The 23647-nt window shown below is 72.9% G+C and carries 24 protein-coding genes; 16 read left to right on the plus strand and 8 right to left on the minus strand.

Annotated elements, in window-relative coordinates; all coding sequences use genetic code 11:
* Positions 1-11 precede the first annotated feature (11 nt).
* From E4622_RS05065 to E4622_RS05075, 3 genes are read left to right on the plus strand one after another with little or no spacing between them, the layout of a single operon-like run.
* Positions 12-965 carry a PAC2 family protein gene (locus E4622_RS05065; protein WP_245155888.1) on the plus strand — a complete coding sequence of 318 codons (954 nt, stop codon included), beginning with the start codon at positions 12-14 and terminating at the stop codon, positions 963-965.
* Complete coding sequence (locus tag E4622_RS05070; protein WP_134738950.1) at positions 965-1843, plus strand: acyl-CoA thioesterase II; 879 nt, start codon at positions 965-967, stop codon at positions 1841-1843. The genes E4622_RS05065 and E4622_RS05070 overlap by 1 nt, the downstream gene beginning before the upstream one ends.
* The gene (locus E4622_RS05075) at positions 1840-2724 is read left to right on the plus strand and encodes an acyl-CoA thioesterase II (RefSeq protein WP_134738951.1); all 885 of its coding nucleotides are present in this window, start codon (positions 1840-1842) and stop codon (positions 2722-2724) included. Before E4622_RS05070 ends, E4622_RS05075 begins: the two co-directional genes overlap by 4 nt.
* A 21-nt stretch (positions 2725-2745) precedes the next feature.
* Here the strand turns inward: E4622_RS05075 and E4622_RS05080 are convergent, their stop codons facing one another.
* Both E4622_RS05080 and E4622_RS05085 read right to left on the minus strand, forming a co-directional pair.
* The gene (locus E4622_RS05080; RefSeq protein WP_134738952.1) at positions 2746-3591 is read right to left on the minus strand and encodes a MaoC/PaaZ C-terminal domain-containing protein; all 846 of its coding nucleotides are present in this window, start codon (positions 3589-3591) and stop codon (positions 2746-2748) included.
* A gap of 1 nt (position 3592) precedes the next feature.
* Positions 3593-4927, minus strand: coding sequence for a 3-oxoacyl-ACP reductase (locus E4622_RS05085; protein WP_134738953.1), 1335 nt, complete (start codon positions 4925-4927; stop codon positions 3593-3595).
* Between the two features lie 127 nt (positions 4928-5054).
* Between E4622_RS05085 and E4622_RS05090 the strand changes: the two genes are divergently transcribed.
* The gene (locus tag E4622_RS05090; RefSeq protein WP_134738954.1) at positions 5055-6338 is read left to right on the plus strand and encodes an acetyl-CoA C-acetyltransferase; all 1284 of its coding nucleotides are present in this window, start codon (positions 5055-5057) and stop codon (positions 6336-6338) included.
* 76 nt (positions 6339-6414) lie between these two features.
* Here the strand turns inward: E4622_RS05090 and E4622_RS05095 are convergent, their stop codons facing one another.
* The 3 genes from E4622_RS05095 to E4622_RS05105 all read right to left on the minus strand — a co-directional run bounded on the left by E4622_RS05095 (position 6415) and on the right by E4622_RS05105 (position 10109).
* Positions 6415-7104 carry a TetR/AcrR family transcriptional regulator gene (locus E4622_RS05095; protein WP_134738955.1) on the minus strand — a complete coding sequence of 230 codons (690 nt, stop codon included), beginning with the start codon at positions 7102-7104 and terminating at the stop codon, positions 6415-6417.
* A gap of 86 nt (positions 7105-7190) precedes the next feature.
* Positions 7191-8495: an HNH endonuclease signature motif containing protein gene (locus E4622_RS05100; RefSeq protein WP_134738956.1), complete on the minus strand. Its 1305-nt coding sequence runs from the start codon at positions 8493-8495 to the stop codon at positions 7191-7193.
* A gap of 99 nt (positions 8496-8594) precedes the next feature.
* Positions 8595-10109, minus strand: coding sequence for an ATP-dependent DNA ligase (locus tag E4622_RS05105; RefSeq protein WP_134738957.1), 1515 nt, complete (start codon positions 10107-10109; stop codon positions 8595-8597).
* Positions 10110-10207: 98 nt separating this feature from the next.
* On the opposite strand from E4622_RS05105, the gene E4622_RS05110 reads away from it, so the two are divergent.
* The 11 genes from E4622_RS05110 to E4622_RS05160 all read left to right on the plus strand — a co-directional run bounded on the left by E4622_RS05110 (position 10208) and on the right by E4622_RS05160 (position 19905).
* The gene (locus E4622_RS05110) at positions 10208-10786 is read left to right on the plus strand and encodes a TetR/AcrR family transcriptional regulator (RefSeq protein WP_134738958.1); all 579 of its coding nucleotides are present in this window, start codon (positions 10208-10210) and stop codon (positions 10784-10786) included.
* Positions 10783-11988, plus strand: a complete 1206-nt coding sequence (locus tag E4622_RS05115; protein ID WP_134738959.1) for a cytochrome P450 — start codon at positions 10783-10785, stop codon at positions 11986-11988. The genes E4622_RS05110 and E4622_RS05115 overlap by 4 nt, the downstream gene beginning before the upstream one ends.
* Positions 11985-12761, plus strand: a complete 777-nt coding sequence (locus tag E4622_RS05120; RefSeq protein WP_134738960.1) for an SDR family oxidoreductase — start codon at positions 11985-11987, stop codon at positions 12759-12761. The genes E4622_RS05115 and E4622_RS05120 overlap by 4 nt, the downstream gene beginning before the upstream one ends.
* A complete protein-coding gene (locus E4622_RS05125; RefSeq protein WP_134738961.1) occupies positions 12758-14116 on the plus strand; it encodes a cytochrome P450 in 1359 nt (452 codons plus the stop codon). The genes E4622_RS05120 and E4622_RS05125 overlap by 4 nt, the downstream gene beginning before the upstream one ends.
* On the plus strand, positions 14113-14310 hold the full coding sequence (locus tag E4622_RS05130; RefSeq protein ID WP_134738962.1) for a ferredoxin: 198 nt from the start codon (positions 14113-14115) through the stop codon (positions 14308-14310). Before E4622_RS05125 ends, E4622_RS05130 begins: the two co-directional genes overlap by 4 nt.
* A 2-nt stretch (positions 14311-14312) precedes the next feature.
* The gene (locus tag E4622_RS05135; RefSeq protein WP_209021785.1) at positions 14313-14945 is read left to right on the plus strand and encodes a nuclear transport factor 2 family protein; all 633 of its coding nucleotides are present in this window, start codon (positions 14313-14315) and stop codon (positions 14943-14945) included.
* Positions 14942-16417, plus strand: a complete 1476-nt coding sequence (locus E4622_RS05140; protein ID WP_134738964.1) for an aldehyde dehydrogenase — start codon at positions 14942-14944, stop codon at positions 16415-16417. Before E4622_RS05135 ends, E4622_RS05140 begins: the two co-directional genes overlap by 4 nt.
* A 116-nt stretch (positions 16418-16533) precedes the next feature.
* Entirely contained in the window at positions 16534-17286 is a 753-nt protein-coding gene (locus E4622_RS05145) for an SDR family oxidoreductase (protein ID WP_134738965.1), read from the plus strand.
* Entirely contained in the window at positions 17283-18149 is an 867-nt protein-coding gene (locus tag E4622_RS05150) for an NAD(P)-dependent oxidoreductase (protein WP_134738966.1), read from the plus strand. Before E4622_RS05145 ends, E4622_RS05150 begins: the two co-directional genes overlap by 4 nt.
* A complete protein-coding gene (locus E4622_RS05155; RefSeq protein ID WP_134738967.1) occupies positions 18146-18559 on the plus strand; it encodes a carboxymuconolactone decarboxylase family protein in 414 nt (137 codons plus the stop codon). Before E4622_RS05150 ends, E4622_RS05155 begins: the two co-directional genes overlap by 4 nt.
* Complete coding sequence (locus tag E4622_RS05160; RefSeq protein ID WP_134738968.1) at positions 18556-19905, plus strand: alpha/beta hydrolase domain-containing protein; 1350 nt, start codon at positions 18556-18558, stop codon at positions 19903-19905. The genes E4622_RS05155 and E4622_RS05160 overlap by 4 nt, the downstream gene beginning before the upstream one ends.
* 108 nt (positions 19906-20013) lie before the next feature.
* Here E4622_RS05160 and E4622_RS05165 read toward each other — a convergent pair whose 3' ends face one another.
* From E4622_RS05165 to E4622_RS05175, 3 genes are all read right to left on the minus strand, one after another.
* A complete protein-coding gene (locus E4622_RS05165) occupies positions 20014-21060 on the minus strand; it encodes a MerR family transcriptional regulator (protein WP_209021786.1) in 1047 nt (348 codons plus the stop codon).
* A gap of 90 nt (positions 21061-21150) precedes the next feature.
* A complete protein-coding gene (locus tag E4622_RS05170) occupies positions 21151-21762 on the minus strand; it encodes a TetR/AcrR family transcriptional regulator (protein WP_134738969.1) in 612 nt (203 codons plus the stop codon).
* Positions 21763-21833: 71 nt separating this feature from the next.
* The gene (locus E4622_RS05175; RefSeq protein WP_134738970.1) at positions 21834-22619 is read right to left on the minus strand and encodes an enoyl-CoA hydratase-related protein; all 786 of its coding nucleotides are present in this window, start codon (positions 22617-22619) and stop codon (positions 21834-21836) included.
* 78 nt (positions 22620-22697) lie between these two features.
* On the opposite strand from E4622_RS05175, the gene E4622_RS05180 reads away from it, so the two are divergent.
* Positions 22698-23636, plus strand: a complete 939-nt coding sequence (locus E4622_RS05180) for a DNA-3-methyladenine glycosylase 2 family protein (RefSeq protein ID WP_134738971.1) — start codon at positions 22698-22700, stop codon at positions 23634-23636.
* Positions 23637-23647 lie beyond the last annotated feature (11 nt).

Here is a 23647-nt window from a genome sequence, read left to right on the forward strand (position 1 = left end):
ATCGTTCCCTCGTGACCTCCGAACCCCGGCTCGTGCACATCGTCGACGACGTCCCCGAGCTCGAGGACACGTCCGCGCTGACGATGGTCGTGGTGCTGGACGGCTTCCTGGACGCGGGCAGCGCCGCCGCGATCTCCAGCCGCTTCCTCGTGCAGCTCACCGAGGGCCGGGACGGACGCGACGCCGGACCCGTGGTCGCCACCTTCGACGTCGACCAGTTCCACGACTACCGCGCCCGGCGACCGGCGATGTCCTTCGTGCGCGACCACTACGAGGCCTACGACGCCCCGCGGCTCGTGGTGCGGCTGCTGCACGACTCCGGCGACACCCCCTACCTGCTGCTGCAGGGTCCCGAGCCCGACAACCGGTGGGAGGCCTTCGCCCGCGCGGTGCGCGAGGTCGTGGAGCGCTTCGGAGTCACCCGCGTGGTGAGCCTGGGCTCGGTGCCGATGGCCGTGCCGCACACGCGGCCCGTCGCGATCACCCACCACGCCAACAACCCCGACCTGCTGACCGGCGAGAGCCCGTGGCGCGGTGAGCTGCGGATCCCGAGCAGCGCCCAGTCGCTGCTCGAGGTGCGGCTGGGGGAGTGGGGCCACGACGCGCTCGGCTACGTCGCGCACATCCCGCACTACCTCGCGCAGCTCGACTACCCCCGCGCCTCGCTCTGCCTGCTCGAGCAGCTGGAGCTCGGGGGACGGCTCACGCTGGACCTGACCGCCGTACGCGAGGAGGCGGAGGCGCGCGAGGACGAGATCAGCCACTACCTCAGCGCCAACGAGGAGGTCGCGGACGTCGTCGACGCCCTGGAGCGCCAGTACGACGCCTTCGAGCGCGCCGAGGAGTCCGGCAGCAGCCTGCTCGCGGAGAACCAGCCCCTGCCGACGGGCGACGAGCTCGGCAAGGAGTTCGAGCAGTTCCTGGCCGGCCTGGAGGGCCCGGACGACGAGCAGGGCAGCCGCTAGTGCCGCGCGACGCCGAGGAGCTGGTGCGGCTCCTCGACCTGGAGCGCCTCGACGACAACCTCTTCCGCGGCCAGCAGATGCCCTCGGCGCTGCCGCGCGTCTTCGGCGGGCAGGCCGCTGCCCAGGCGGTCGTCGCCGCGACCCGCACCGTGGACCCGGCCTACGCCGTGCACTCGCTGCACTCCTACTTCCTGCAGCCCGGTGACACCGAGGCGGCGACGATCTTCGACGTCGAGACGCTGCGCGACGGCAGGTCGTTCGCGACGCGGCGGGTCGTGGCGCGCCAGCACGGGCGGCCGATCTACGCGCTGACCGCCAACTTCCAGCGACCCGAGGAGGGCTACGAGCACGCGGAGCCGATGCCCGAGGTGATCGCCCCCGAGGACGCCGTCGACGCGCGAGCCGCGAGCCGGGCGCTCGACCCGGGCCGCGACACGACCCACGACGCGGAGTGGGACGTCGTCGACTTCCGCTACGTCGGCAGCTCGGCGGACGGGCGCTTGGCGCCCGACGAGGAGCACCCGGCGCGCCAGCAGTTCTGGCTGCGCGTCTCCTCGGCGCTGCCCGACGACCCGTTCTGGCACGTCGCGGCCTTCACCTACCTCTCCGACATGACGCTCATGGGCGCGGCGCTGGCCCCGCACGGCGTGCGCATGGGCGACGAGGACATGCTCATCGCCTCCCTCGACCACTCCGTGTGGTTCCACCGCCCGTTCCGCGCCGACGAGTGGTGGCTCTACGACCAGGTCTCGCCGGCGGCGGCGGGCGGCCGCGGCCTCGTGCTCGCCAAGGTCTACACGCAGGACGGCACGCTCGCGGCGAGCGTGGCGCAGGAGGCGCTGCTGCGCCGTCGTACGACGCCAGGAGGCGGCTCATGAGCACCCCGACGCCCGAGCCTGCCGCCCAGCTCGCGACCGACGAGCTGGTGAGCCTGCTCGACCTGGAGCGCCTCGACGTCGACCTCTTCCGCGGCGCCCAGCCCGACTCGGCGCGAGCGCGGGTCTACGGCGGCCAGGTGGCCGCGCAGGCGATGATCGCAGGCGCTCGGACCGTCGACCCGGAGTACGTCGCCCACTCGCTGCACTCCTACTTCCTGCTGCCCGGCGACTACCAGGTCCCGATCATCTACGACGTCGAGCGGATCCGCGACGGGCGCGCGTTCGCCACCCGCCGCGTGGTCGCACGCCAGCACGGGCGCCCGATCTACTACCAGACCCTCAACTTCCAGCGCCCCGAGGAGGGCTTCGCCCACCAGGACGCGATGCCGGCCGTCGGCGCCCCCGAGGACGGGCTCGACCTGGTCGAGCTCATGCGCGGTCGCGGCAACGAGGACGCCGACGCGCTGGGCAAGGAGTGGTCCGCGCTGGACGTGCGCTACCTCGGCAACTCGCGCATCGGCCTGCCTGCCGACCCCGAGCACCCGGCGCAGGCCCGGATGTGGATCCGCGTCACCGGCACGCTCAGCGACGATCCGCTGGAGCACCTGGCGGTGTTCACGTACGCCAGCGACGTGAGCCTGCTCGGCGCGTCGCTGGCCGCGCACGACGCCGACCCGACCAAGACGATGATGGCCTCGCTGGACCACGCGCTGTGGTTCCACCGGCCGTTCCGCGCTGACGAGTGGTGGCTCTACGACCAGTGGTCGCCGTCGGCCAGCGGCGGTCGCGGACTGTCGTTCGGACGGGTGTTCCGGCAGGACGGCACCCTGGTGGCCACCGCGGCGCAGGAAGGCCTGATCCGGCCGCGGCGGCCGCGCTAGCCGAGGTCCGTCGCCCGTGCGTCAGAGCGCGGCGGTCGCGCCGGCCAGGTGGGGCGCCCCCGAGCGCGGGCTGCTCAAGGCGAAGGCGTAGCCCTCGTCGGTGGGACGGGACCCGAACGCGACCGTGCCAGGCAGCAGGATCGGCTTCCTGAACGCGACGTCGACGCGCACGGAGTCGGGCAGCCGGTTCTCCAGGGCGCCGACGCAGCGCGCCATGCTCCACATGCCGTGCGCGATCTGGCGGGGGAAGCCCAGCGCCTTGGCGGTCAGCGCGTACAGGTGGATCGGGTTGTGGTCGCCCGAGACGGCGGCGTAGCGACGGCCCAGGTCACCGCCCAGGCGCCACTCGGTGCCGGTGGGCTCGACCGTGGGCAGGGCCGTGCCGGCGGCAGCCGCCTCGTCGCCCCGGCCGCGGCGCAGGAACGTCGAGGTCTCCTCCCACACCAGCTCGCCGCGCGAGTGGACCTTGGTGACGAGGTCGAAGGCGCGCCCCTTCGCGTGGGGGCGCAGGTGCTCGGCGTGCGCGGTCACCTGGAGCTGCTCGGTCGCCGCGATCGGACGGTGCTGGGTGATCGAGTTCTCGAGGTGGACGGTGCCGATCGCGGGGAACGGGAACGAGGAGTCGGTCATGATCTGCATGTGCAGCCCGAACGCCAGCAGGTGCGGGTAGGGCAGCGGCAGGACGTCCTTGCGGGGGAACCCGCACAGGGCGGCGTACGCCGCCGCGTGCTCGACGTCCACCTCGACGTCGTGGCGGCTCAAAGTCAGGTCGGGAAGGTCTCTGCCGCTCTTGCGGATCCCCGGGAGCAGGTTGACGCCGGGGACGGCGGGCAGGGCCGCCTTCACGAGGACCGGGAGGCCGGCCATGTCAGGCCCCCAGCATCATCTGGCCGCACACGCGGACGACGTTGCCGTTGACGGCGGTGGAGGCGGGGTTGGCGTACCAGGCGATCGTCTCCGCGACGTCGACCGGGAGCCCGCCCTGGGACATCGCGTTGAGGCGCTGCCCGACCTCGCGGGTCGCGAACGGCACGGCCGCGGTCATCTGCGTGATGATGAAGCCGGGCGCGACGGCGTTGACGGTGATGCCGTCGGTGAGCTCGTCGGCCAGGGAGTCGACCAGGCCGATGACGCCGGCCTTGGAGGTCGCGTAGTTGGTCTGCCCGACGTTGCCGGCGATGCCGGCGATGCTCGCCACGCCGATGATCGAGCCGCCGGGGTTGACGACGCCCTGCTCGAGCAGCTCGCGGCTGATCAGCTCCGGCGCGGTCAGGTTGACGGCGATCACGGAGTCCCAGCGCGCGTCGTCCATGTTGGCGAGCTTGCGGTCGCGGGTGATGCCGGCGTTGTGGACGACGACGTCGACGCCGCCGTGCTTCTCCTTGAGGTGGTGCGCGATGCGCTGCGGAGCGTCCTTGCCGGTGATGTCGAGCGTGAGCCAGTCGCCGTCCAGCTCCTTCATCAGCGACTGGAGCTCGCTGGCGGCCTGGGGGACGTCCACCCCGAGGACGGTCGCGCCGTCACGGTGCAGCACGCGCGCGATCTGCTCGCCGATGCCGCGGCTGGCGCCGGTGACGAGGGCGACCTTGCCGGCGAGCGGCTTGGTCCAGTCGGTGACCGCGGGCGCGTCGGTGGTGCCGTGGGCGCCGATGCGGACGACCTGGCCGGAGACGTAGGCGGACTTGGGGGAGAGCAGGAAGGCCAGCGTGCTGGTCACGGCACCTTCCGCACCGTCGGCGACGTAGACGAGCTGGACGGTGCCGCCGCGGCCGATCTCCTTGCCGAGGCTGCGGGTGAAGCCCTCCAGGGCGCGCTGGGCGACGCGCTCGGCGCCGCTGACCGACTCCGGCGGCGTGCCGATGACCACGACGCGGGGGCAGGTCTCGAGGCTGCGCAGGACGGGGGTGAAGAACTCACGCAGCGCGTGCAGGTCGGTGGTGGAGGTGAGCCCGGTGGCGTCGAAGACGAGCCCCTTGAAGCGGGCGCCCTCCTCCACGGCCTCGGTGGAGGCGATGCCGAGGGTGTCGAGGAGGCCGGGCAGCGACTCCGCGAGGCGGCCACGGCCACCGAGGAGGACGGTGCCGTCCACCAGCGGGGCGCCCTCGGTGTAGCGCTCGAGCGGGGTGGGAGCGGGCAGGCCGAGGTTCTTGACCAGCAGCTTGCCGAGGGGGGACCGGGTGAAGCCCTGGTAGCGGTCGCTCATGGGTGGGAGTCCTCCGAAGTCGTGGGTGTGCGGCATCATGTAACTCCAGGTGTAACTCGGAGTCCATGTTTCGTGACCTGGCCCTCATCTCCTTCTCCGCGCGCGCCGCGCGAGGAAGGATGGAACCATGATCGAACGTACCCGTCGCGTCGCCGTCCTCGGCGGCAACCGGATCCCCTTCGCCCGCTCCAACACCGTCTACGCCGGGGTGTCCAACCAGGACATGCTCACCGCCGCGATCGACGGTCTCGTGGCCCGCTACGGCCTCGAGGGCGAACGCCTCGGTGAGGTCGTCGCCGGCGCCGTGCTCAAGCACGCCCGCGACTTCAACCTGACCCGCGAGTCCGTGCTGGGCTCCAAGCTGTCGGCCGAGACGCCGGCCACCGACATCCAGCAGGCGTGCGGCACCGGCCTTCAGGCGGCGATCCAGGTCGCCAACAAGATCGCGCTCGGCCAGATCGAGGTCGGCATCGCGGGTGGCACCGACACGACCTCGGACGCGCCGGTCGCGATCAGCGACAAGCTGCGCAAGAAGCTGATGAAGGTCAACGCGGCGCGCGACACCAAGTCGCGCCTGGCCGCGCTGGCCTCGATCCGGCCCGGCGACATCGGGATCGAGATCCCGCAGAACGGCGAGCCCCGGACGCGACTGTCCATGGGTGAGCACGCCGCGCTGACCGCGCTGGAGTGGCAGATCGGCCGCGAGGAGCAGGACGAGCTCGCCGCCGCCTCGCACCAGCACCTAGCGCAGGCCTACGACGCCGGCTTCCTCGACGACCAGGTGACGCCGTTCCGCGGCGTGGAGCGCGACAACAACCTGCGCCCCGACTCTTCCGTGGAGAAGCTGGGCAAGCTGAAGCCGGTGTTCGGCAGGGGCGAGGCCGCGACGATGACTGCCGGCAACGCCACCCCGCTGACCGACGGCGCCTCGGTGGTGCTGCTCGCCTCCGAGGAGTGGGCCGCGGAGCACGACCTCCCGGTGCTGGCCTACCTGACGGCCTACGAGACGGCCGCCGTCGACTACGTACACGGCGGGGAGGGGCTGCTGATGGCGCCGGCCTACGCCATGGCGCGGATGCTGCAGCGCGAAGGCCTGAGCCTGCAGGACTTCGACTACTACGAGATCCACGAGGCGTTCGCGTCCCAGGTGCTCTCCACGCTGAAGGCCTGGGAGGACCCGGTGTTCTGCAAGGAGCGCCTCGGCCTCGACGAGCCCCTGGGCTCCATCGACCGCGCGAAGCTCAACGTCCACGGATCCTCGCTCGCCGCCGGGCACCCCTTCGCCGCGACCGGAGGCCGGATCATCAACGTCCTGGCCAAGTTGCTCGCGGAGCAGGGCTCCGGCCGTGGCGTGATCTCCATCTGCGCCGCCGGCGGTCAGGGCGTGACTGCGATCCTCGAGCGCCCCTGACGCACCGGCACCCGCAGTCGCTTCACCAGCGCCCGGCTTCCCGTGAGGGGTGCCGGGCGCAGGCGTCTGTGGTGGCTCAGCGCGTGACGAGCGCGAGCGCGGACGCGACGAGGTGGCTGCGGACCTGGGCGGGGGAGATCTCCCCGACGGTCGGGATCCCCGGCGCCGACTCCGCCACCAGGATGCCGACCCGCGCCAGCTGCAGCGCTCCGAGGCCGCTCGCGTAGAGCATGTTCGCCAGGAGGGTGGGGTCGCCGGCGTCGCTCGAGAAGTCGCCGGACTCGATGCCGGTCTCGATCACGCTCGACAGGATGGCCAGGCATGCCGAGATGCTGCGCCCCAGCCGGAACAGCGCGCCCTCGGAGATCTCCTCCAGCAGCTCGGGACCGCGCCGCCGCATCAGGGCCTGGGCGCAGTCGACGAACGCCGGGTGGTCGATGCCGTAGTCCACGAACGACCCCACGAGCTCCTGCAGCGCTCCCGCCGGGCCGTCGCCCCGCCCGGCCGCGGTGGCCAGCGCGTCGCGCAGCTCGTCGAGGTAGCCCACCAAGGTGAGCGCGAAGAGCTCCTCCTTGCCGGTGAAGTGCCGGTAGACGATCGCCCGGTTGATGCCCACGGCCCGGGCGATGTCCTCGATCTGCGCGTCACGCACGCCCCGCTCGTCGAACAGGGTGCGGGTGGCGGCGATGATCTCGGCCTCCCGGGCACGCCGGCGCGCGGCGCCGGCACGGCGCCGGCCGTCGGTCTCGGGCGTCTTCGCAGGCATGGGCCCAGCGTAGACAAGGTGCAACTCCGAGTTGCACGGGTGTGACAGGTTGCCCGCGCGGGCACCGAGCGGCAGCGCGTGCCGGCCTACTCGCGCCGAGGTCGGGCCCTCATCCAGTCGCGCACGACGCCCAGCCTTGGGGGCGGACGGAACTCCGGACGACCGTCGGAGCCGATCCGCACCTCCCACGGGGTCTGGTGCACGGTGCGGTGGTGGTGCCCGCACAGGAGCACCAGGTTGGACAGCGAGGTGGTCCCGCCGTCGGCCCAGGGGACCAGGTGGTGGGCATGGCACATCACCGGTGGTCGCGTGCAGCCCGGGAAGGCGCAGTGCCGGTCGCGCACGACGAGCGCCCGCCACAGCGGCGCCGTCACCAGGCGCCTCGTGCGGCCGACGTCGAGCACCTCGCCGTCGGTGCCCAGCACCATCGGGATGATGTCGGCGTCGCAGGCCAGCCGGCGGGCGACGTCGGGGGAGACGTCGAGACCGTCGTCGGTGCGACCGCGCTCGACGAGGGTGCCCCGCAGTGCCTCCAGGCCGACCGTGACGGCGACCCGCGGTCGCGCGCCGTGGGACTCCGGGGGGAGGTCGGTGTCCAGGGCGTGCTGGGCGAGCTGGAGGAGCGCGTCCCACATGCGGACGCCGTAGTCGCGCCGGTCGGGCAGCTCCTGGCAGGTGTCGGGGTCGATCTCCGGGACGGGGGCGGTCAGCGGCAGCATCGCCGCCCGCAGGGTGGCTCCGTCCTCGACGGAGCCGCGGCCCTTGACGACGACACCGCCGGCCCCGTCGTCGGTGATCGACAGGAAGCGACGCTGGTGGGCGACCCGGTCCTCGCGAGCCAGCTGCGCCTCCGTCGTGCGGGCGGTGTGGGCGGGGTCGAGGGTCTCGATCACCCCGCGCCCGTGGCGCGCCAGCTCGGTCGCGGTCACCCGGGACGCCTCGTCCAGCATCTGCGTCTCGGCCGACTCGCGGAGCCGCTCGTCGCCGGGGAGACGGTCGAGAGTGTTGAGCACGATGTCGGCCTGCTCGGGGCTGATGTCGCCGGAAGCCAGCGCCGACCAGGTGACCGGCCGGTTGGCGACCAGCTCGGTGGCGTGCTCGACGGTCTGCTTGGCCTGCCCGTGCCGCACGCCGGCGAGGTGGCCGAACCAGTCGGCGGTCGAGCCCCAGCCGAGCTTCTCCTTGACCACGCCGCGCGCCTCGATCTCGGCCAGGAGCACGGCCTCGGCGGCGTGCGCCACGGCTCGCAGGCCCTGGAGGGCCTCGACCGCCGAGACGAGCTCGAGGTCCGGCACCTGTGACCAGTCGTGACGGGTCAGCAGGTGCAGCTGGGCAGCCGCGTCGGCCACCTGGTCCTCAGGTGTGGGGAGGGGGAGCGCCGAGATCGCCATGTCGCTCAGGCAACCACCGTCTACCGCTGTGCGCCACCGGCCGCCGCCTGCCCTGTGGACAACCGTCTGTCCAGCCTCGACCCGGGCACGCGCAGCGCCTCAGCGCTCGAACAGCTCGCGCACGGTGTCCACCGTGTCGGCCTCGGCGGCGGTCTTGTCGTCGCGGTAGCGCACCACCCGCGCGAAGCGCAGCGCCATCCCGGCCGGGTAGCGCGGCGACCGCTGCACCCCGTCGAGCGCGATCTCGACGACCTGCTCGGGCCGCACGTGGACGATGTGGCCCTCGCGGTGCGTCTCGAGCGCGAGGAACCGCTCGGTCTGCCAGGCGAGCACCTCGTCGGTCATGCCCTTGAACGTCTTGCCCAGCATGACGAAACCGCCCTCGGCGGACTCGTCGCGCGCGCCGAGGTGGATGTTGGAGAGCCAGCCGCGGCGGCGACCGGAGCCCCACTCGACGGCCAGCACCACCAGGTCGAGGGTGTGGACGGGCTTCACCTTGACCCAGGACGCGCCCCGGCGCCCGGCGTCGTAGGGCGCCGCGGGGTCCTTGACGACGACCCCCTCGTGACCTGCGGCGAGCACCCGGGCGACGAAGGTCTCGGCCGCCTCGGGGTCGCCGGTGACGAGGCGCTCGGTGAGGTGCTCGCGCGGTACCAGCCCTTCGAGCGCGGCCATCCGCTCGGTCAGGGGCGCCTCCAAGAGGTCGGCGCCGTCGAGGTGCAGCAGATCGAAGAAGTACGGCGTGACGTGCACGCCACCGCTCTGGGCCGTGCGCGAGGCGGTCTCCTGGAAGGGCCGCGGCCGACCGGACTCGTCGAGCGCGAGGGCCTCGCCGTCCAGCACGAACGACGTCGCGGGCAGCGCGAGCGCCACCTCGACCACCTCGGGCAGGCGGGCGGTGATGTCCTCCAGCGTCCGCGTCGCGATGCGCACGGTGCCGCCGTGACGGTGCACCTGGATGCGGATCCCGTCGAGCTTGGTGTCGATCGACACCGGGCCGTCCCCGCCGGCCTTGGTCATCGCCTCGGTGACGCTCGGTGCCGAGGACGCGAGCATCGGCAGCACCGGACGCAGCACCTCGAGCCCGACGGCCGACAGGGCCTCCTCGCCGCCGGTGAACGCCAGCCGGGCGACCGAGATCGTCGAGCCCGACAGCATCGCCGCCCGTCGTACGGCGGTCAGGTGCACGCCGGCGGCGGCCGCGACGGCCTCCTGCACCAGCGCGTCCAACGCACCCTGGCGCACCTCACCGGTCACGACGCCCCGCAGCCAGGCCTGCTCCTCGGGCGTGGCCCGGCCGAACAGCTCCGCCACCGCGGCAGACCGCGCGGCCTGCGAGCCCGCGCCCGAGAGCGCCGAGAGCGCGTGGAACGCGGCGTCGACCTCGCCCACCTCCAGCGTCGGCGACTCCGCCGCGGCCGGCAGGGTGGTGAGCCCCCGCCAGCCCAGACCCGTGCGTCGCTGCAGCAGGGTGCCGCCGAGGTAGGCGGTCACGACCTCGAGCTCGTCGACGTCGGCGCGCGCGAGCAGCTCGGCGATCGCGGCGACCTTGGCCTTGCGCGAGCGGGTCGCGGCCACCGCGCCCGAGGTGGTGACGACGTCGTGGAGCAGCACGCGCCCAGTCTGTCCGACGCCACCGACACCGCCCACCCGCACGCGACAGACGAAACACCCCCTTGCGTCACAACGAGAACACGTTCTAGATTGGACACGTGTCCAGTCAGGTGTCCAGCGTGCCTCGCCGCGGCCTCAACGCCCGTCAGGCGGAGACGGTCGCCCGGCTCCTGGCGGCGGCAGACCTGGAGCTGCGCGAGGTGGGCCCGGAGGCGCTCACCGTCCGCACGGTCGCGCTGCGTGCCGGGGTCTCGGCCGCCACGGCCTACACCTACCTCGCGTCGAAGAACCACCTGTTCGCCGAGCTCTTCCTGCGCCACCTGCAGAGCGACCGCCCTCCGCAGCCGGCGGGAGCCGACCGGGTCGCCCGCGTCCAGGCGGTCACCCGCCACCTCGCGGCGTCGCTGGCGGCCTCGCCCGAGCTGGCCGCGGGCGTGACGTCCGCGCTGCTCGGCAGCGACCCCGAGGTCGCCCGCCTGCGGCTGCGCATCGGCGCCGAGTACGTCGACCGGTTCGCCGAGGCGCTCGGCGACGACCCGGACCCCGCCGTCGTCGAGACGCTGGCCCTCGCCTTCTCCGGAGCCCTGCTGCAGGCCGGCATGGGCCTGATGACCTACACCGAGATGGGCGCCCGGCTCGACGTCGTGGTCGCCACGATCCTGCGAGGCACCCCATGAGCACCCTGGTCTTCGACCCCTTCGACTACGCCTTCCAGGAGGATCCCTACCCGGTCTACGCGCGGTGCCGCGAGGAGGACCCACTCCACCACGACGAGCGCCACGACTTCTGGGTGCTCACCCGTCACGCCGACGTCCAGCAGGCCTTCCGCACCGAGGGCGTCTACTCCAACGCGATGGGGGTCTCGCTCGAGCCCAGCGCCTGGGGGCCGCACGCCCACAAGGTGATGTCGTTCCTCGGCATGGACCCGCCCCGCCAGCAGCGGCTGCGCTCCCTGGTCTCGAAGGGCTTCACGCCGCGTCGGGTCACGGCGCTCCAGCCGCGCATCCAGGAGCTCACCGACCACTACCTCGACCGGTGCCTGGAGCAGGGCTCCTTCGACTGGATCAAGGACTTCGCCGGCAAGCTCCCGATGGACGTCATCTCCGAGATGATGGGCGTGCCCGAGGCCGACCGCGACGAGGTACGCCGTCTGGCCGACCTCGTCGTCCACCGCGAGGACGGCGTCCACGACGTGCCCCAGGCCGGCATGGTGGCCAGCCTCGACCTCGTCGTCTACTACGCCGACATGGTCGCGCAGCGCAAGAGGCAGCCGACCGAGGACCTCACCAGCGCCCTGATCGCCGTGGAGCTCGACGGCGACCGGCTCACCGACGACGAGATCATCGCGTTCCTCTTCCTCATGGTCGTCGCCGGCAACGAGACCACCACCAAGCTGCTCGGCCATGCGCTGTTCCACCTCACGCGCCACCCCGACCAGCTCGACCGGGTCTTCGCCGACTCCCACGAGACCGACCTCGTCGTCCCGTGGATCGAGGAGACGCTGCGCTACGACACCTCCAGCCAGCTGCTGGCCCGTCACCTGCTCGAGGACGTCGAGCTCCACGGCAAGGTCGCGCCCAAGGGCGCCAAGATGCTGCTGGCCATCGGCTCGGCCAACCGCGACGACCGCGTCTTCGACCGTCCCGACGACTACGACCTCGACCGCCCCCAGCAGGAGCTCTCCCAGCTGGTCAGCTTCGGCGGCGGACGACACTTCTGCCTCGGCGCCAACCTCGCCCGCCTCGAGGCGCAGGTCGCGCTGCGCTCGCTCGTGCAGCGCGTGAAGCACGTCGAGGTCGCCCACGACGACTGCGTGCGCGTCCACTCCGTCAGCGTCCGCGGCTTCGCCTCCGTGCCCGCCCGAGTCGAGGTCCGATGAGCAAGTACGCCCAGCCGACGCGCCGTCCCGCCGTGGTCACCGGCGCCTCGTCGGGCATCGGCGCGGCCACCGCGCTGGTGCTGGCCGCGGCCGGTCACCCTGTCGCCCTGGGCGCCCGTCGCGCGGAGAGGTGCGAGGAGGTCGCGGCGCAGGTGCGCGAGGGCGGGGGAGAGGCCAGCGTCCACCCCCTCGACCTCACCGACGCCGAGTCGGTCACCGACTTCGCGCGCGCCGTCACCGCCGACCTCGGCGACATCGAGGTCGTCGTCAGCAACGCCGGAGCGGTGGCGCCCGGCACCACCCACGAGGTCGACACCGAGCGCTTCGCACGCGAGCTCGACCTCAACATCCTCGGCGCCCACCGGCTGGTCCGGGCGTTCGTGCCCGGCATGGTCGAGCGCCGCCGCGGCGACCTGGTCTTCGTCTCCTCCGACGTCGCCGTGCGACCGCGTCCCTTCATGTCCTCGTACGCCGCCGGCAAGTGGGGCCTCGAGGGCATGGCCCAGGCGATGCAGATGGAGCTCGAGGGCACCGGGGTGCGCGCCAGCATCGTGCGGCCAGGCCCGACCTGGAGCGGCATGGGCACCGACTGGGCCGACGACGAGGCGGCGTTCGTGCTCGACCAGTGGGTGCGCTTCGGTCTCGCCCGCCACGGCCACTTCATGAAGCCGACGGCGGTCGCCGAGGCGATCGCCACCGTGGTGGGCGCTCCGCGCGGCGTCCACCTCAACCTGATCGAGGTCTCGCCCGAGGCCCCCCTGGAGGACCGATGAAGAGCCAGCAGGACGTCCCCGAGGTCTCCTACGTCGTCGAGGACCGGGACGACTGGGGCCACCTCGCCGAGATGCGGGTCGACCCGATCGGCCTGTTCCAGCGCCTGCGCGACGAGTGCGGTGACATCGGCCGCTTCCGCCTCGCCGATCGAGACGTCGTGCTCGTCAGCGGCGCCGAGGCCAACGAGCAGTTCTTCCGCGCGCCGGACTCGACGCTCGACCAGGCGGCGGCGTACCCCTTCATGACCCCGATCTTCGGCAAGGGCGTCGTCTTCGACGCCTCGCCCGAGGAGCGCCAGCAGATGCTCAAGAACCAGGCGCTGCGCGGCGACATGATGCGCGGGCACGCCGCCACCATCGAGGCCGAGATCAACCGCATGGTCTCCGCGTGGGGCGACGAGGGCGAGATCGACCTGCTCGACTGGTTCGCCGAGCTCACGATCTACACGACGAGCGCCTGCCTGATCGGCAAGCCGTTCCGCGAGGAGCTCGACGGCACCTTCGCGCGCCTCTACCACGACCTGGAGAAGGGCACCGACGCCCTCGCCTACGTCGACCCCTACCTCGACATCGAGTCCTTCCGCACCCGCGACGCCGCCCGCGTCGAGCTCGTCGCGCTGGTGCAGGCGGTCATCGACAAGCGCCTCGCCCGCGCCAAGGCAAATGGGGGGAGCGTCCCACGCGAGGAGCGCGACCTGCTCGACGTGCTGATCTCGGTGGAGATGACGGCCGACTACATCACCGGGATCTTCATCTCCATGATGTTCGCGGGTCACCACACCTCGTCGGGCACCGCCGCCTGGGCCCTCATCGAGCTGATGCGTCACCCCGAGGCGATGAAGGACGTCGTCGCCGAGCTTGACGACCTCTACGCCGACGGCGCCGAGATCTCCTTCCAGGCGCTGCGCTCGATCCCGCGCCTGGAGGCGGCGCTCAAGGAGACGCTGCGGCTGCACCCGCCGCTGATCATCCTGCTGCGCGTCGTGCAGGAGGAGATCGAGCTGGCCGGCCACACCATCGCGCCCGGCACGATGGTCGCCGCGTCGCCGAAGGTGTCCAACCGGATCCCCGAGGACTTCCCGGAGCCCGACTCCTTCGACCCGGGCCGCTACCTCGACCCGCGCCAGGAGGACCTGGTCAACCGCTGGACCTGGATCCCCTTCGGCGCCGGCAAGCACCGGTGCGTCGGCTCGGCGTTCGCGATGATGCAGCTCAAGGCGATCTTCTCGGTGATCCTGCGCGACTACGAGTTCGAGATGGTCCAGCCTCCCGAGACCTACGCCGACGACGTCTCCAAGATGGTGATCCAGCTCCAGCAGCCCTGCCGCGTGCGCTACCGCAGGCGGCAGCGGTGAGGGTGCTGGCCGACCTGGACCTGTGCCAGGGCCACCAGATGTGCCAGGGGGAGGCGCCGGACGTCTTCGGCTTCGACGAGGACGCGGACCTGGTCGTCGTCCTGCAGGAGCACCCCGAGGAGTCCCTACGGCCGCAGGTCCGGGCCGCCGTCCAGTACTGCCCAGCCATGGCGCTGGCCCTAGAGGAGGCATGACCGTGTCGAGCAACGCACTCACCCGCGCAGAGATCGAGGAGTTCTGGGAGACCTGGCTGGAGGTCAACCGGGAGGCCGAGCGCATCGGCGACTGGCGGATCATGGCCGACTGGTACGCCGAGGACGCCACCTACGGCTGGATGTACTCCGTCGACGAGCACTTCATGGCCGTCGGGCGCGAGCAGATCCGCGACTACGCGATCGGCATCGAGATGGACGGCCTGGACGGCTGGCACTACGACTACCAGTGCACGATGATCGACGAGGCCAAGAGCATGGTGCTTGGCTTCTGGAAGCAGCGGTCCGGGATCACGAACGACGCCACCGGCCAGGAGTACGAGATCCTCGGCATCGGCGGCTCGTGGTTCGGCGTGGAGCGGCAGGTCGGCGGCGCCGACGACGGCCAGATCAAGTTCGCCTGGCAGCGCGACTGGTTCGACATGCCCTCGACCGCCCACACGTTCGTCGAGATCATCAAGGCCGGCAAGGCGCCCGACACCCTGCTCAAGCGGATGTCGGTCAGCGGCCTCGACGTCCCGGGCCACTACCGCCTCCAGGACATCCCGGCGCCGGTCTGGCCGCCCCCGGTCGAGGCCGGCGAGCACGTCACCCAGCCGAAGGCGCCCGGCGCATGAGCGAGACCGCCACGCAGCTGCGGACCCCGCCGGCGCGGCTGCTCGTCGACGGCGCGCTGGTCGCGGCGTCGGACGCCGCGACGTACCCGATCCTCAACCCCGCCACGGGCCAGGTGATCGGGCACGCGCCGGACGCGACCGCCGAGGACGTCGACGCCGCGATCGCGGCTGCCCGGCGCGCCTTCGACGAGTCCGGCTGGTCGACCGACGTGGCGCTGCGGGTGCGCTGCCTGCGCCAGCTGCACCAGGCGCTCCTGGACCACGCCGACGACTTCCGCGCGCTCACCACCGCCGAGGTCGGCATGCCCGGCTTCATGATGGGCGCCGCCGGCTTCGACGTGCCCGTCGAGGGCCTGGCCTGGGTGACCGACCTGCTGGAGTCCTACGAGTTCGAGACCGACCTGGGCGTCGCGAAGCCGATGGGCATCGCCTCGCGCCGCACCGTGCGGCGCGAGCCGGTCGGCGTCGTCGCGGCGATCACGCCGTGGAACGTCCCGACCCAGATCAACCTGGCCAAGGTCGGGCCGGCGCTGGCGGCCGGCTGCACGGTCGTGCTGAAGCCGGCTCCCGACACCCCCTGGGTGGCGTGCGAGCTGGGCCGGCTCGTGGCCGAGCACACCGACATCCCGGGCGGCGTCTTCAACGTCGTCACCCCGCGCTCCAACGAGGTCGCCGCGGTGCTGTCGACCGACCCCCGCGTCGACATGGTGTCGTTCACCGGCTCCACCGCGACCGGCCGCGCGATCATGGCCGCGGCCGCGCCGACGCTGAAGAAGGTGTTCCTCGAGCTCGGCGGCAAGTCGGCGGCCATCGCCCTCGACGACGCCGACGTGGCGGCCGTCGCCGGCGCCACGGCGTTCACCGCCTGCATCCACGCGGGCCAGGGCTGCGCGATCACGACGCGCCTGATCGTGCCGCGCGAGCGCTACGACGAGGCGGTGCAGGTCGCGGCCGCGACGATGGAGTCGATCGGCGCCAAGGACCCGGCCGACCCCGGCGCGATCTGCGGCCCGGTCATCTCCCAGGTGCAGCGCGACCGCGTCGAGGGCTACCTCAGGCTCGCCGTCGAGGAGGGCGGCACGTTCGCCACCGGAGGTCACGTCATCGACCAGGACGGCTTCTGGGTCGAGCCCACGGTCGTCGCCGGCCTCGGCAACGACTCCACGCTGGCCCAGGAGGAGATCTTCGGCCCGGTGCTCGTGGTCATCCCGCACGACGGCGACGACGACGCCGTACGCCTCGCCAACGACTCGCCCTACGGGCTCTCTGGCTCGGTCGACTCCGGATCGCTGGAGCGCGCCAAGGCCGTCGCCGCCCGCATCCGCACCGGGACGCTCTCGGTCAACGGCGGAGTGTGGTTCAGCCCCGACGCGCCGTTCGGCGGCTACAAGCAGTCCGGCATCGGCCGCGAGATGGGCGTCGCCGGCTTCGAGGAGTACCTCGAGACCAAAACGATCGCTGAGCCGGCCTAGGGGCCGGTGGTTGAGGAAGGCGCGCTAGCGCCTGTCTCGAAACCAATCGAACTTCAGCAGGTCTCGAGACGGTTGCCAGCGCAACCTCCTCGACCAACGACGGAGAGGCACACAGCATGAGTGAGCGTTTCAAGGACAAGGTCGTCATCGTGACGGGCGCGGCGCAGGGCATCGGCGAGGCGTACGCGAAGGCGCTCGCCGCCGAAGGTGCCGCGGTCGTGGTGGCCGACGTCAACGACGAGGCGGGCGAGAGGGTCGCGGCCGGCATCAACGAGAGCGGCGGCCGGGCGATCTTCGTGCACACCGACGTCTCGTCGGCGGAGTCGGCGAGTGCCATGGCCGAGCGCACGGTCGCCGAGCTCGGCGGGATCGACGGGCTGGTCAACAACGCCGCCATCTACGGGACGATGCAGTTCGACCTGCTGATCACGGTCGACTGGGACTACTACAAGAGGTTCATGTCGGTGAACATGGACGGCGTCCTCGTCGTCACCCGCGCGGTCTGGAAGCACATGCAGGCCCGCGGTGGTGGCTCCATCGTCAACCAGAGCTCGACGGCGGCCTACCTCTACTCCGGTTTCTACGGGCTGGCCAAGACCGGGGTCAACGGGCTGACGCAGCAGCTGGCCCACGAGGTGGGCGGGATGGGCATCCGGGTCAACGCGATCGCGCCCGGCCCCACGGACACCGAGGCGACGCGCACGCAGGCAGGCGACGCCGCCAAGGACCTGGTCAAGGGCCTGGCGCTGAAGCGGATGGGCCAGCCCGAGGACATGGTGGGCGCCTGCCTGTTCCTGCTGTCCGACGAGTCGTCGTGGGTCACCGGCCAGATCATCGCCGTCGACGGCGGACAGACCTTCCGGCCATGACGCGCCTCGCGGTCGGGTTCGTCGGGCTCGGCAACATCGGCCGGCCGATGGCCCTGCGGCTGACGTCGCAGGCCGAGGAGCGGCAGCTCGACGTCCACGTCTTCGACGTCGCGGCCGAGCCGGTGGCGGAGCTGGTCGCAGCCGGGGCGAGCGCGGCGGGCAGCGTCGCCGAGCTGGCGGCGCGCGTCGACGTGCTGTGCGTGATGGTCCGCGACGACGACCAGGTGCGCGAGGTCCTGGGGGCGGCGCTGGGCGTCGCCGGCGAGCGGCTGACGGTCGTCATCCACTCCACCGTCGCCCCCACGACACCCGGCGAGCTGGCCGACACCGCGGCCCGGCACGGCGTCAAGGTCGTCGACGCCCCCGTCAGCGGCGGCGCGATGGGCGCCGCCGACGGCACCCTGGCGATCCTGGTCGGTGGCAGCGACGAGGCCTTCGCCGCCTGCCGTCCGGCGCTCGACGCCATGGGCAGCAAGGTCGTGCACGCCGGCCCGGTCGGCTCCGGCACCCGCTTCAAGCTCGCCCGCAACCTGATGCACTTCGTGGCGTTCACCGCCGCCACCGAGGCCCAGCGCCTCGCCGAGGCGGCCGGGCTCGACCTCAAGGCGCTCGGCGACGTCGTGCGCCACACCGATGCGATCACCGGCGGGCCCGGCGCGATCATGCACCGCGCGACGACGGCGCCGCTGGCCGAGGACGACTTCTGGTTCGGGGTCTTCTCGCACGTCCGCGCGCTCGGGGAGAAGGACCTACGCTTCGCCACGGAGCTCGCCGACCAGCTCGGGGTCGACGTGCCCCTCGCCCGTCTCGCCCTCGACCGCCTCGGCCCCGGCCTGGGCCTTCCAGAGAAGGACCCGTCATGAGCGGCAAGTTCGACGACCTCCCCGAGACGCGGCGACGTGGCCTGGAGAGGATGGAGGCCGTCTACGGCTTCGACATGACCGACGGTCAGGGCGACTTCTTCGCCTACACCGCCGACCACCTCTTCGCCGAGATCTGGAACCGCCCCGGCCTCTCCGACCGCGACCGCCGGCTGCTCCTGATCGGCCTGCTCGCGGGCAACGGCGGCGCCGACGTCCTCGACATCCAGATCCCGGCCGCCTACGCCAACGGCGAGCTCGACGAGACCGCGCTGCGCGAGATCGTGATCTTCCTGTGCCACTACGCCGGCTGGCCCAACGGCGCCCGGGTCAACGCCGTCGTCGAGAAGACCATCGCCAAGGCCCGGCGAGCAGCCGACAAGGCCGCACAGTCGGCGGAGGAGCCGTCATGAGCGACCGCGCCACCCTCGCCGCGCTGCCGGCCGGCGACGCGGGCATCGCCTCCGCGCGACCCGGCCCCGACCTGGCGGCCGCCGGCTACTCCGAGACCGAGCACACCGCCTCCGGCACGGCCGTCTCCTACGTCGCCGACGACCTGCCCACCGACGGGCACTGGTCGCTGCGCGAGGCTGACCGGGCGCCGTACGTCACGCGGGTCGTCGTCCGCCGACCGACCGCGGCTGCGGCGAGCGGCACGCTGGTCGTCGAGTGGCTCAACGTCAGCAGCGGCAACGACGCCGCCCCCGGCTGGACGTTCTTCGGCGAGGAGGTGGTGCGCCGCGGGCACGCCTACGCCGCGGTCTCAGCCCAGTACGTCGGCGTCGAGGGCGGGGTGACCTCGGTGGCGGTGGGCGACCTCGGCAGCCCGGGCCTGCGCGGTCGCGACGCCGAGCGCTACGCCGCGCTCACGCACCCCGGTGACGCCTTCGCCTACGACGTCTTCACCCAGGTGGCGCGCGCCGTCGCCGACGAGGTCGGCGCCACGTGCGTGCTGGCCACGGGGGAGTCGCAGTCGGCGTTCGCGCTGACGTCGTACGTCGACGGAGTGCAGCCGCTCGCCGGCCTCTTCGACGGGCTCCTGGTCCACAGCCGCGGGGGAGCGACCCTCCCGCTCGGCAGCGCCGGGGTCGGGCTCCCCATGGTCGACGTGGTCACCGGCGCCCCGACGCGGCTGCGCACGGACCTGGACGTCCCCGTGCTCGTCGTGCAGACCGAGACCGACCTCTTCGGCCGCCTCGGCTTCCTGCCGGCCCGCCAGCCCGACCACGACCGGCTGCGCACCTGGGAGATCGCCGGGTCCGCGCACGCCGACAAGCACGTGATCGGCGACTTCGAGGACTTCCTCGGCTGCCCGACCCCGGTCAACCGGGGCCAGCAGGTCTTCGTCGTCCGCGCCGCCCTGCACCACCTGGAGCGCTGGGCGCGCGGCGGTGAGGCGCCGCCGGCCGCGGAGCCGCTGGCCGTCGAGGGCGACGCCTTCGTGCTCGACGAGGTCGGCAACGTCCGCGGCGGGGTCCGCACCCCCGTGGTCGACGCTCCGGTCGAGCGGCTCTCCGGGGGCACCGAGCCCGGTGCCTCGGTGATCTGCCAGCTCTTCGGCAGCACCGCGCCCCTGCCTCCCGAGCAGGTCGCCGGTCTCTGGCGCGATCGCGACCTTTACCTCGCGTCCTACGCCGAGGCCGCGGACCGTGCGGTCGCCGCGGGCTTCGTCCTGGCCGACGACCGCGCCGAGATGCTCGCCGACGCGCGGCCGGAGCGGGTCGACGACGGGCATGCCGCGACGCGTCCGGGGTACTGACGCCGGCAGTTTCACCAAGGTATGTCGATGAAGCGTCACTTCCCTCGGTGTGCAACCCGAGGGAAGTGACACCTTCCCTGCATACCTTGGGGAAACGTCACCGGCCGGCTACGCCTCCACGTCGAGCACGACGACGGTGTAGTTGTCGGGAGCTCCGGCCGCCTCGACCGCGGCTGCCACGCCGTCGGCGACCACTTCGACGTCGTCCACGCGGCCGAGCAGCGCGGCCAGCGCGTCCGGCTCGAGCACGGAGTGCACGCCGTCGGTGGTGAGCACCAGCCGGTCGCCCGCTCGTGCGTCGGTCGCGAGCAGGTCGGCCTCGACCGCGACGCCCGGCGCGAGCGCCCGGTTGAGCAGGGCTCGGTGCTCGTGCGAGCGGGCCTCGTCCTCGGTCAGCCGGCCCTCCTCGACCAGCGCCTGCGCGAAGGTGTGGTCGCGGGTGAGCGTCTCGAGCTCGCCGTCGCGGACGCGGTGCACGCGGGCGTCGCCGACGTGCGCCACATGCGCGCGGTCCCCGACCAGCCACAGGGCGGTGAGCGTCGTGCCGTCCCCTGACTCGCCTACCTCGGTGACCCGGTCGGCCGCGCGGGCGACGGCCGCCTTGAGGGCGGCCGTCGGCCCCCCGTCGTACGGCGTGCGCTCCAGGTCGGCGGTGGCCGCGACCGCCACCGCGGCGATGCTCGGCGAGGAGCCGAACCCGTCGGCGACGGCGACGAGCCGGGTGCCGGTGTGGACCGCGTCGAGCTGGGCGGTGCGGGCGCCCTGGCCGTGCCGGACGGCCGGGCGGGCGTGGGCGTGGTGCGTGGGGGTGGTGGACATGGGGTGCTCCTTCGGCTCGAGCTCGTCGACGAGGGCGGCGACGACCGCACGCCGGGAGGCGTGGTCGGCGTCGAGCTGGGACCAGTACGCCGAGACCATCGACGCGCGGGTGTCCGGGCTCGCCGCGCAGACCTCGCGGATCCGGGCCAGCGGCATGCCGACGAGCCGGAGCCGCGCGACCAGGCGGGCCTGGTCCAGCTGCTCGGGCGCGTAGCGGCGGTAGCCGGTCCACGGGTCCACCTCGGCCGGCCGGAGCAGGCCGAGGTCGTCGTACAGCCGCAGCGCCTTGGCGCTCAGGCCGGACGCGCGACCGAAGTCGCCGATGGTCAGGTGCACAGCGTCATCCTCGTCCCCGGTGAGGGTCACCGGTCCCACGAGGCTGCGCCCTGCCCCTGGGTCAAGGTCCAGCCCTCCGCACAGGGGCTCTCAGGCGGTGGCGGCGACCGGCTGCGTCGCCTCGAGGACGGCCGCGGTCACGGCGCCGCGGATCACCTGGGCGAAGACGGTGTCGAGCTCGTCGACGCCGCCGAAGTAGCCGCTCACCTCCAGCGACACGAAGCCGTGCAGCGCCGAGAAGATGGCCATCCCGGTCTGCAGGATGCGCTCCTCGGGCAGCCCGGTCGAGCGCACCATCACCGAGAGCGCCTCGATGGTCCCGGCGGCGGCGCCGAAGAACGCCTCCCGGTCCAGCGGGGCGCGGGTCATGGCGGCGTAGCGGTGCGGGTAGGCGCGGGCGAAGTCCCTCAGCGCGCCGCTCAGCACCCGCAGGCCGTCGGCGCCGGCGTGGCCCATGGCGGCCGAGCGCACCTGCGTGCCCAGCAGCTGCATGGCGCGCACCTGGATCGTGGCGCGCAGGTCCTCGAGGTTGGCGACGTGGTTGTAGAGCGAGGAGACGCGGGTCTCGAGCTCGCCCGCGAGCAAGGTCATGGTGAGGGCGTCGTAGCCGTCGCGGTCCACGAGCGCCTCGGCCGCACGGAGGACGGTCTCGTGGTCGAGGCGCGGCCGGCGGCCGCGAGGGGAGGCGGGGGAGGACGCCACGCTCGCTCCTCTCGTGAACCGGTTTCGTCCGGGAGTGAATGACTATAGCGAGCAGGGTCGGAGCGCCTCGCTCACCAGCCCGCGGGCAGCGAGGTGAAGTCGGGCTCCCGGCCCTCGGCGAACGCCGCCAGCGCCTCCAGGTTGGCCGGTCCGCCCATGAGCTCGGCGAAGGCGGCGTTCTCCCGGTCGCGCGCCGCGCGGATGCCGGCCCGCAGTGGTTCGGTCATCGTGCGCTTGACCGCCACGAGCGAGGAGATCGGACGCGCCGCCAGCACCTCGGCGTGCCGCCGCGCCTCCGCGAGCAGGTCTCCGGGCTCGCACACCCGCCAGACCAGCCCCATCTCCAGCGCCTGCGCGGCGTCGACCCACTCGGCCGACAGCAGCATCCAGGCCGCGTCCTGCCGGCCCACGAGTAGGGGGAGCAGGTACGACGAGGCGGCCTCGGGCGCGACGCCCAGGCTGGTGAAGGGGCACTTGAGTCGCGCCGTGCTGGACATGAACGCCAGGTCGGCGTAGCCGAGGACGGTCGCGCCGATCCCGAGGCCGACCCCGTTGACCGCGCAGACCAGCGGCTTGGGGAAGTCGACCAGCGCGTCGAGGAGCCCGAGGAAGCCGTGCCGGCCCGGCACGAAGGCCGGGTCGGTCGCTCGCGCGTGCATCTCCAGCAGGTCGGTGCCGGCGCTGAAGGCGCGCCCGTTGCCGGTGAGCAGCACGACGGCGACGTCCGGGTCGGCCGCGGCCGCGATCAGCGCGTCCGCCGTGGCGTCGTAGAGCGCCTCGTTGAAGGCGTTGAGCGCCTCGGGGCGGTCCAGGGTGAGGGTGCGCACGCGGTGGGAGTCGGCGATCTGCAGCGTCATGGCGGCAGCGTACCCAGAACTAGAACGCGTTCTACGTCGCCCGCGTCCGCTGTCGGCCCGGCCGATTAGTCTCGGGGCATGGGAGACGACGGGCTGACGCGCGAGTGGCGTCCCGCCTGGCCGTGCTCCGTGGGCTCGGTGCTGCGGCCCCACCGTCGCGGCGCCGGCGACCCGACCTACCGCGTCGACGACGCCGGGCGTCACTGGCGCGGCATCCGCACTCCCGAGGGCCCCGCGACGCTCTGCCTCCAGGCACGCCCCCGCGAGGGCGACGTGCTGGCCCGCGCCTGGGGTCCCGGCGCGTCCTGGGTGCTCGACTCCGTCCCGGCGATGCTGGGCGCCGACGACGACTGGTCGACGTTCGAGCCGCGCCTCCCGGTCCTGGCCGAGGCGCTGAAGCACCACCCGCACTCCCGCCTCGGCCGCACCGGCCTGGTGATGGAGGCGCTGGTGCCGGCGATCATCGAGCAGAAGGTGACCGGCCAGGAGGCGTTCGCGGGCTTCCGGATGCTCGTGCACCGCTTCGGCGAGCGCGCCCCCGGCCCCGGAGCCGAGCTCCGGCTGTGGGTCCAGCCGACCCCCGAGCAGCTGCGGCAGGTCCCGTCCTGGGAGTGGCTGCGCCTCCACGTCGACCCGGCCCGCTCCCGCACGATCGTGACGGTGGCCCGCGTGGCCGACGCGGTCGAGCGCACCGCCTCGCTGGACCCCGAGGAGGCGGAGCGGCGGCTGCGCTCGCTGCCCGGCATCGGCGTGTGGACCGCGGCCGAGGTTCGCCAGCGCGCCTTCGGCGACCCCGACGCGGTCTCCTTCGGCGACTATCACGTCGCCAAGGACGTCGGCTGGGCCCTGACCGGCACGCCGTTCGACGACGCCGAGCTCGAGGCGTACCTCGAGCCCTGGCGTCCCCAGCGCGGTCGCGTGGTCACCCTCGTCTACCTCGCCGGCCTGCGCCGGCCGCGCCACGGGGCGCGCATGGCGCCGCGCACGCACCTGCCCGCCAAGGTGACCCGTACGTGAGGTCCGTCGCG

The organism is Nocardioides sp. 503, from assembly GCF_004522095.1.
Lineage (GTDB): Bacteria > Actinomycetota > Actinomycetes > Propionibacteriales > Nocardioidaceae > Nocardioides.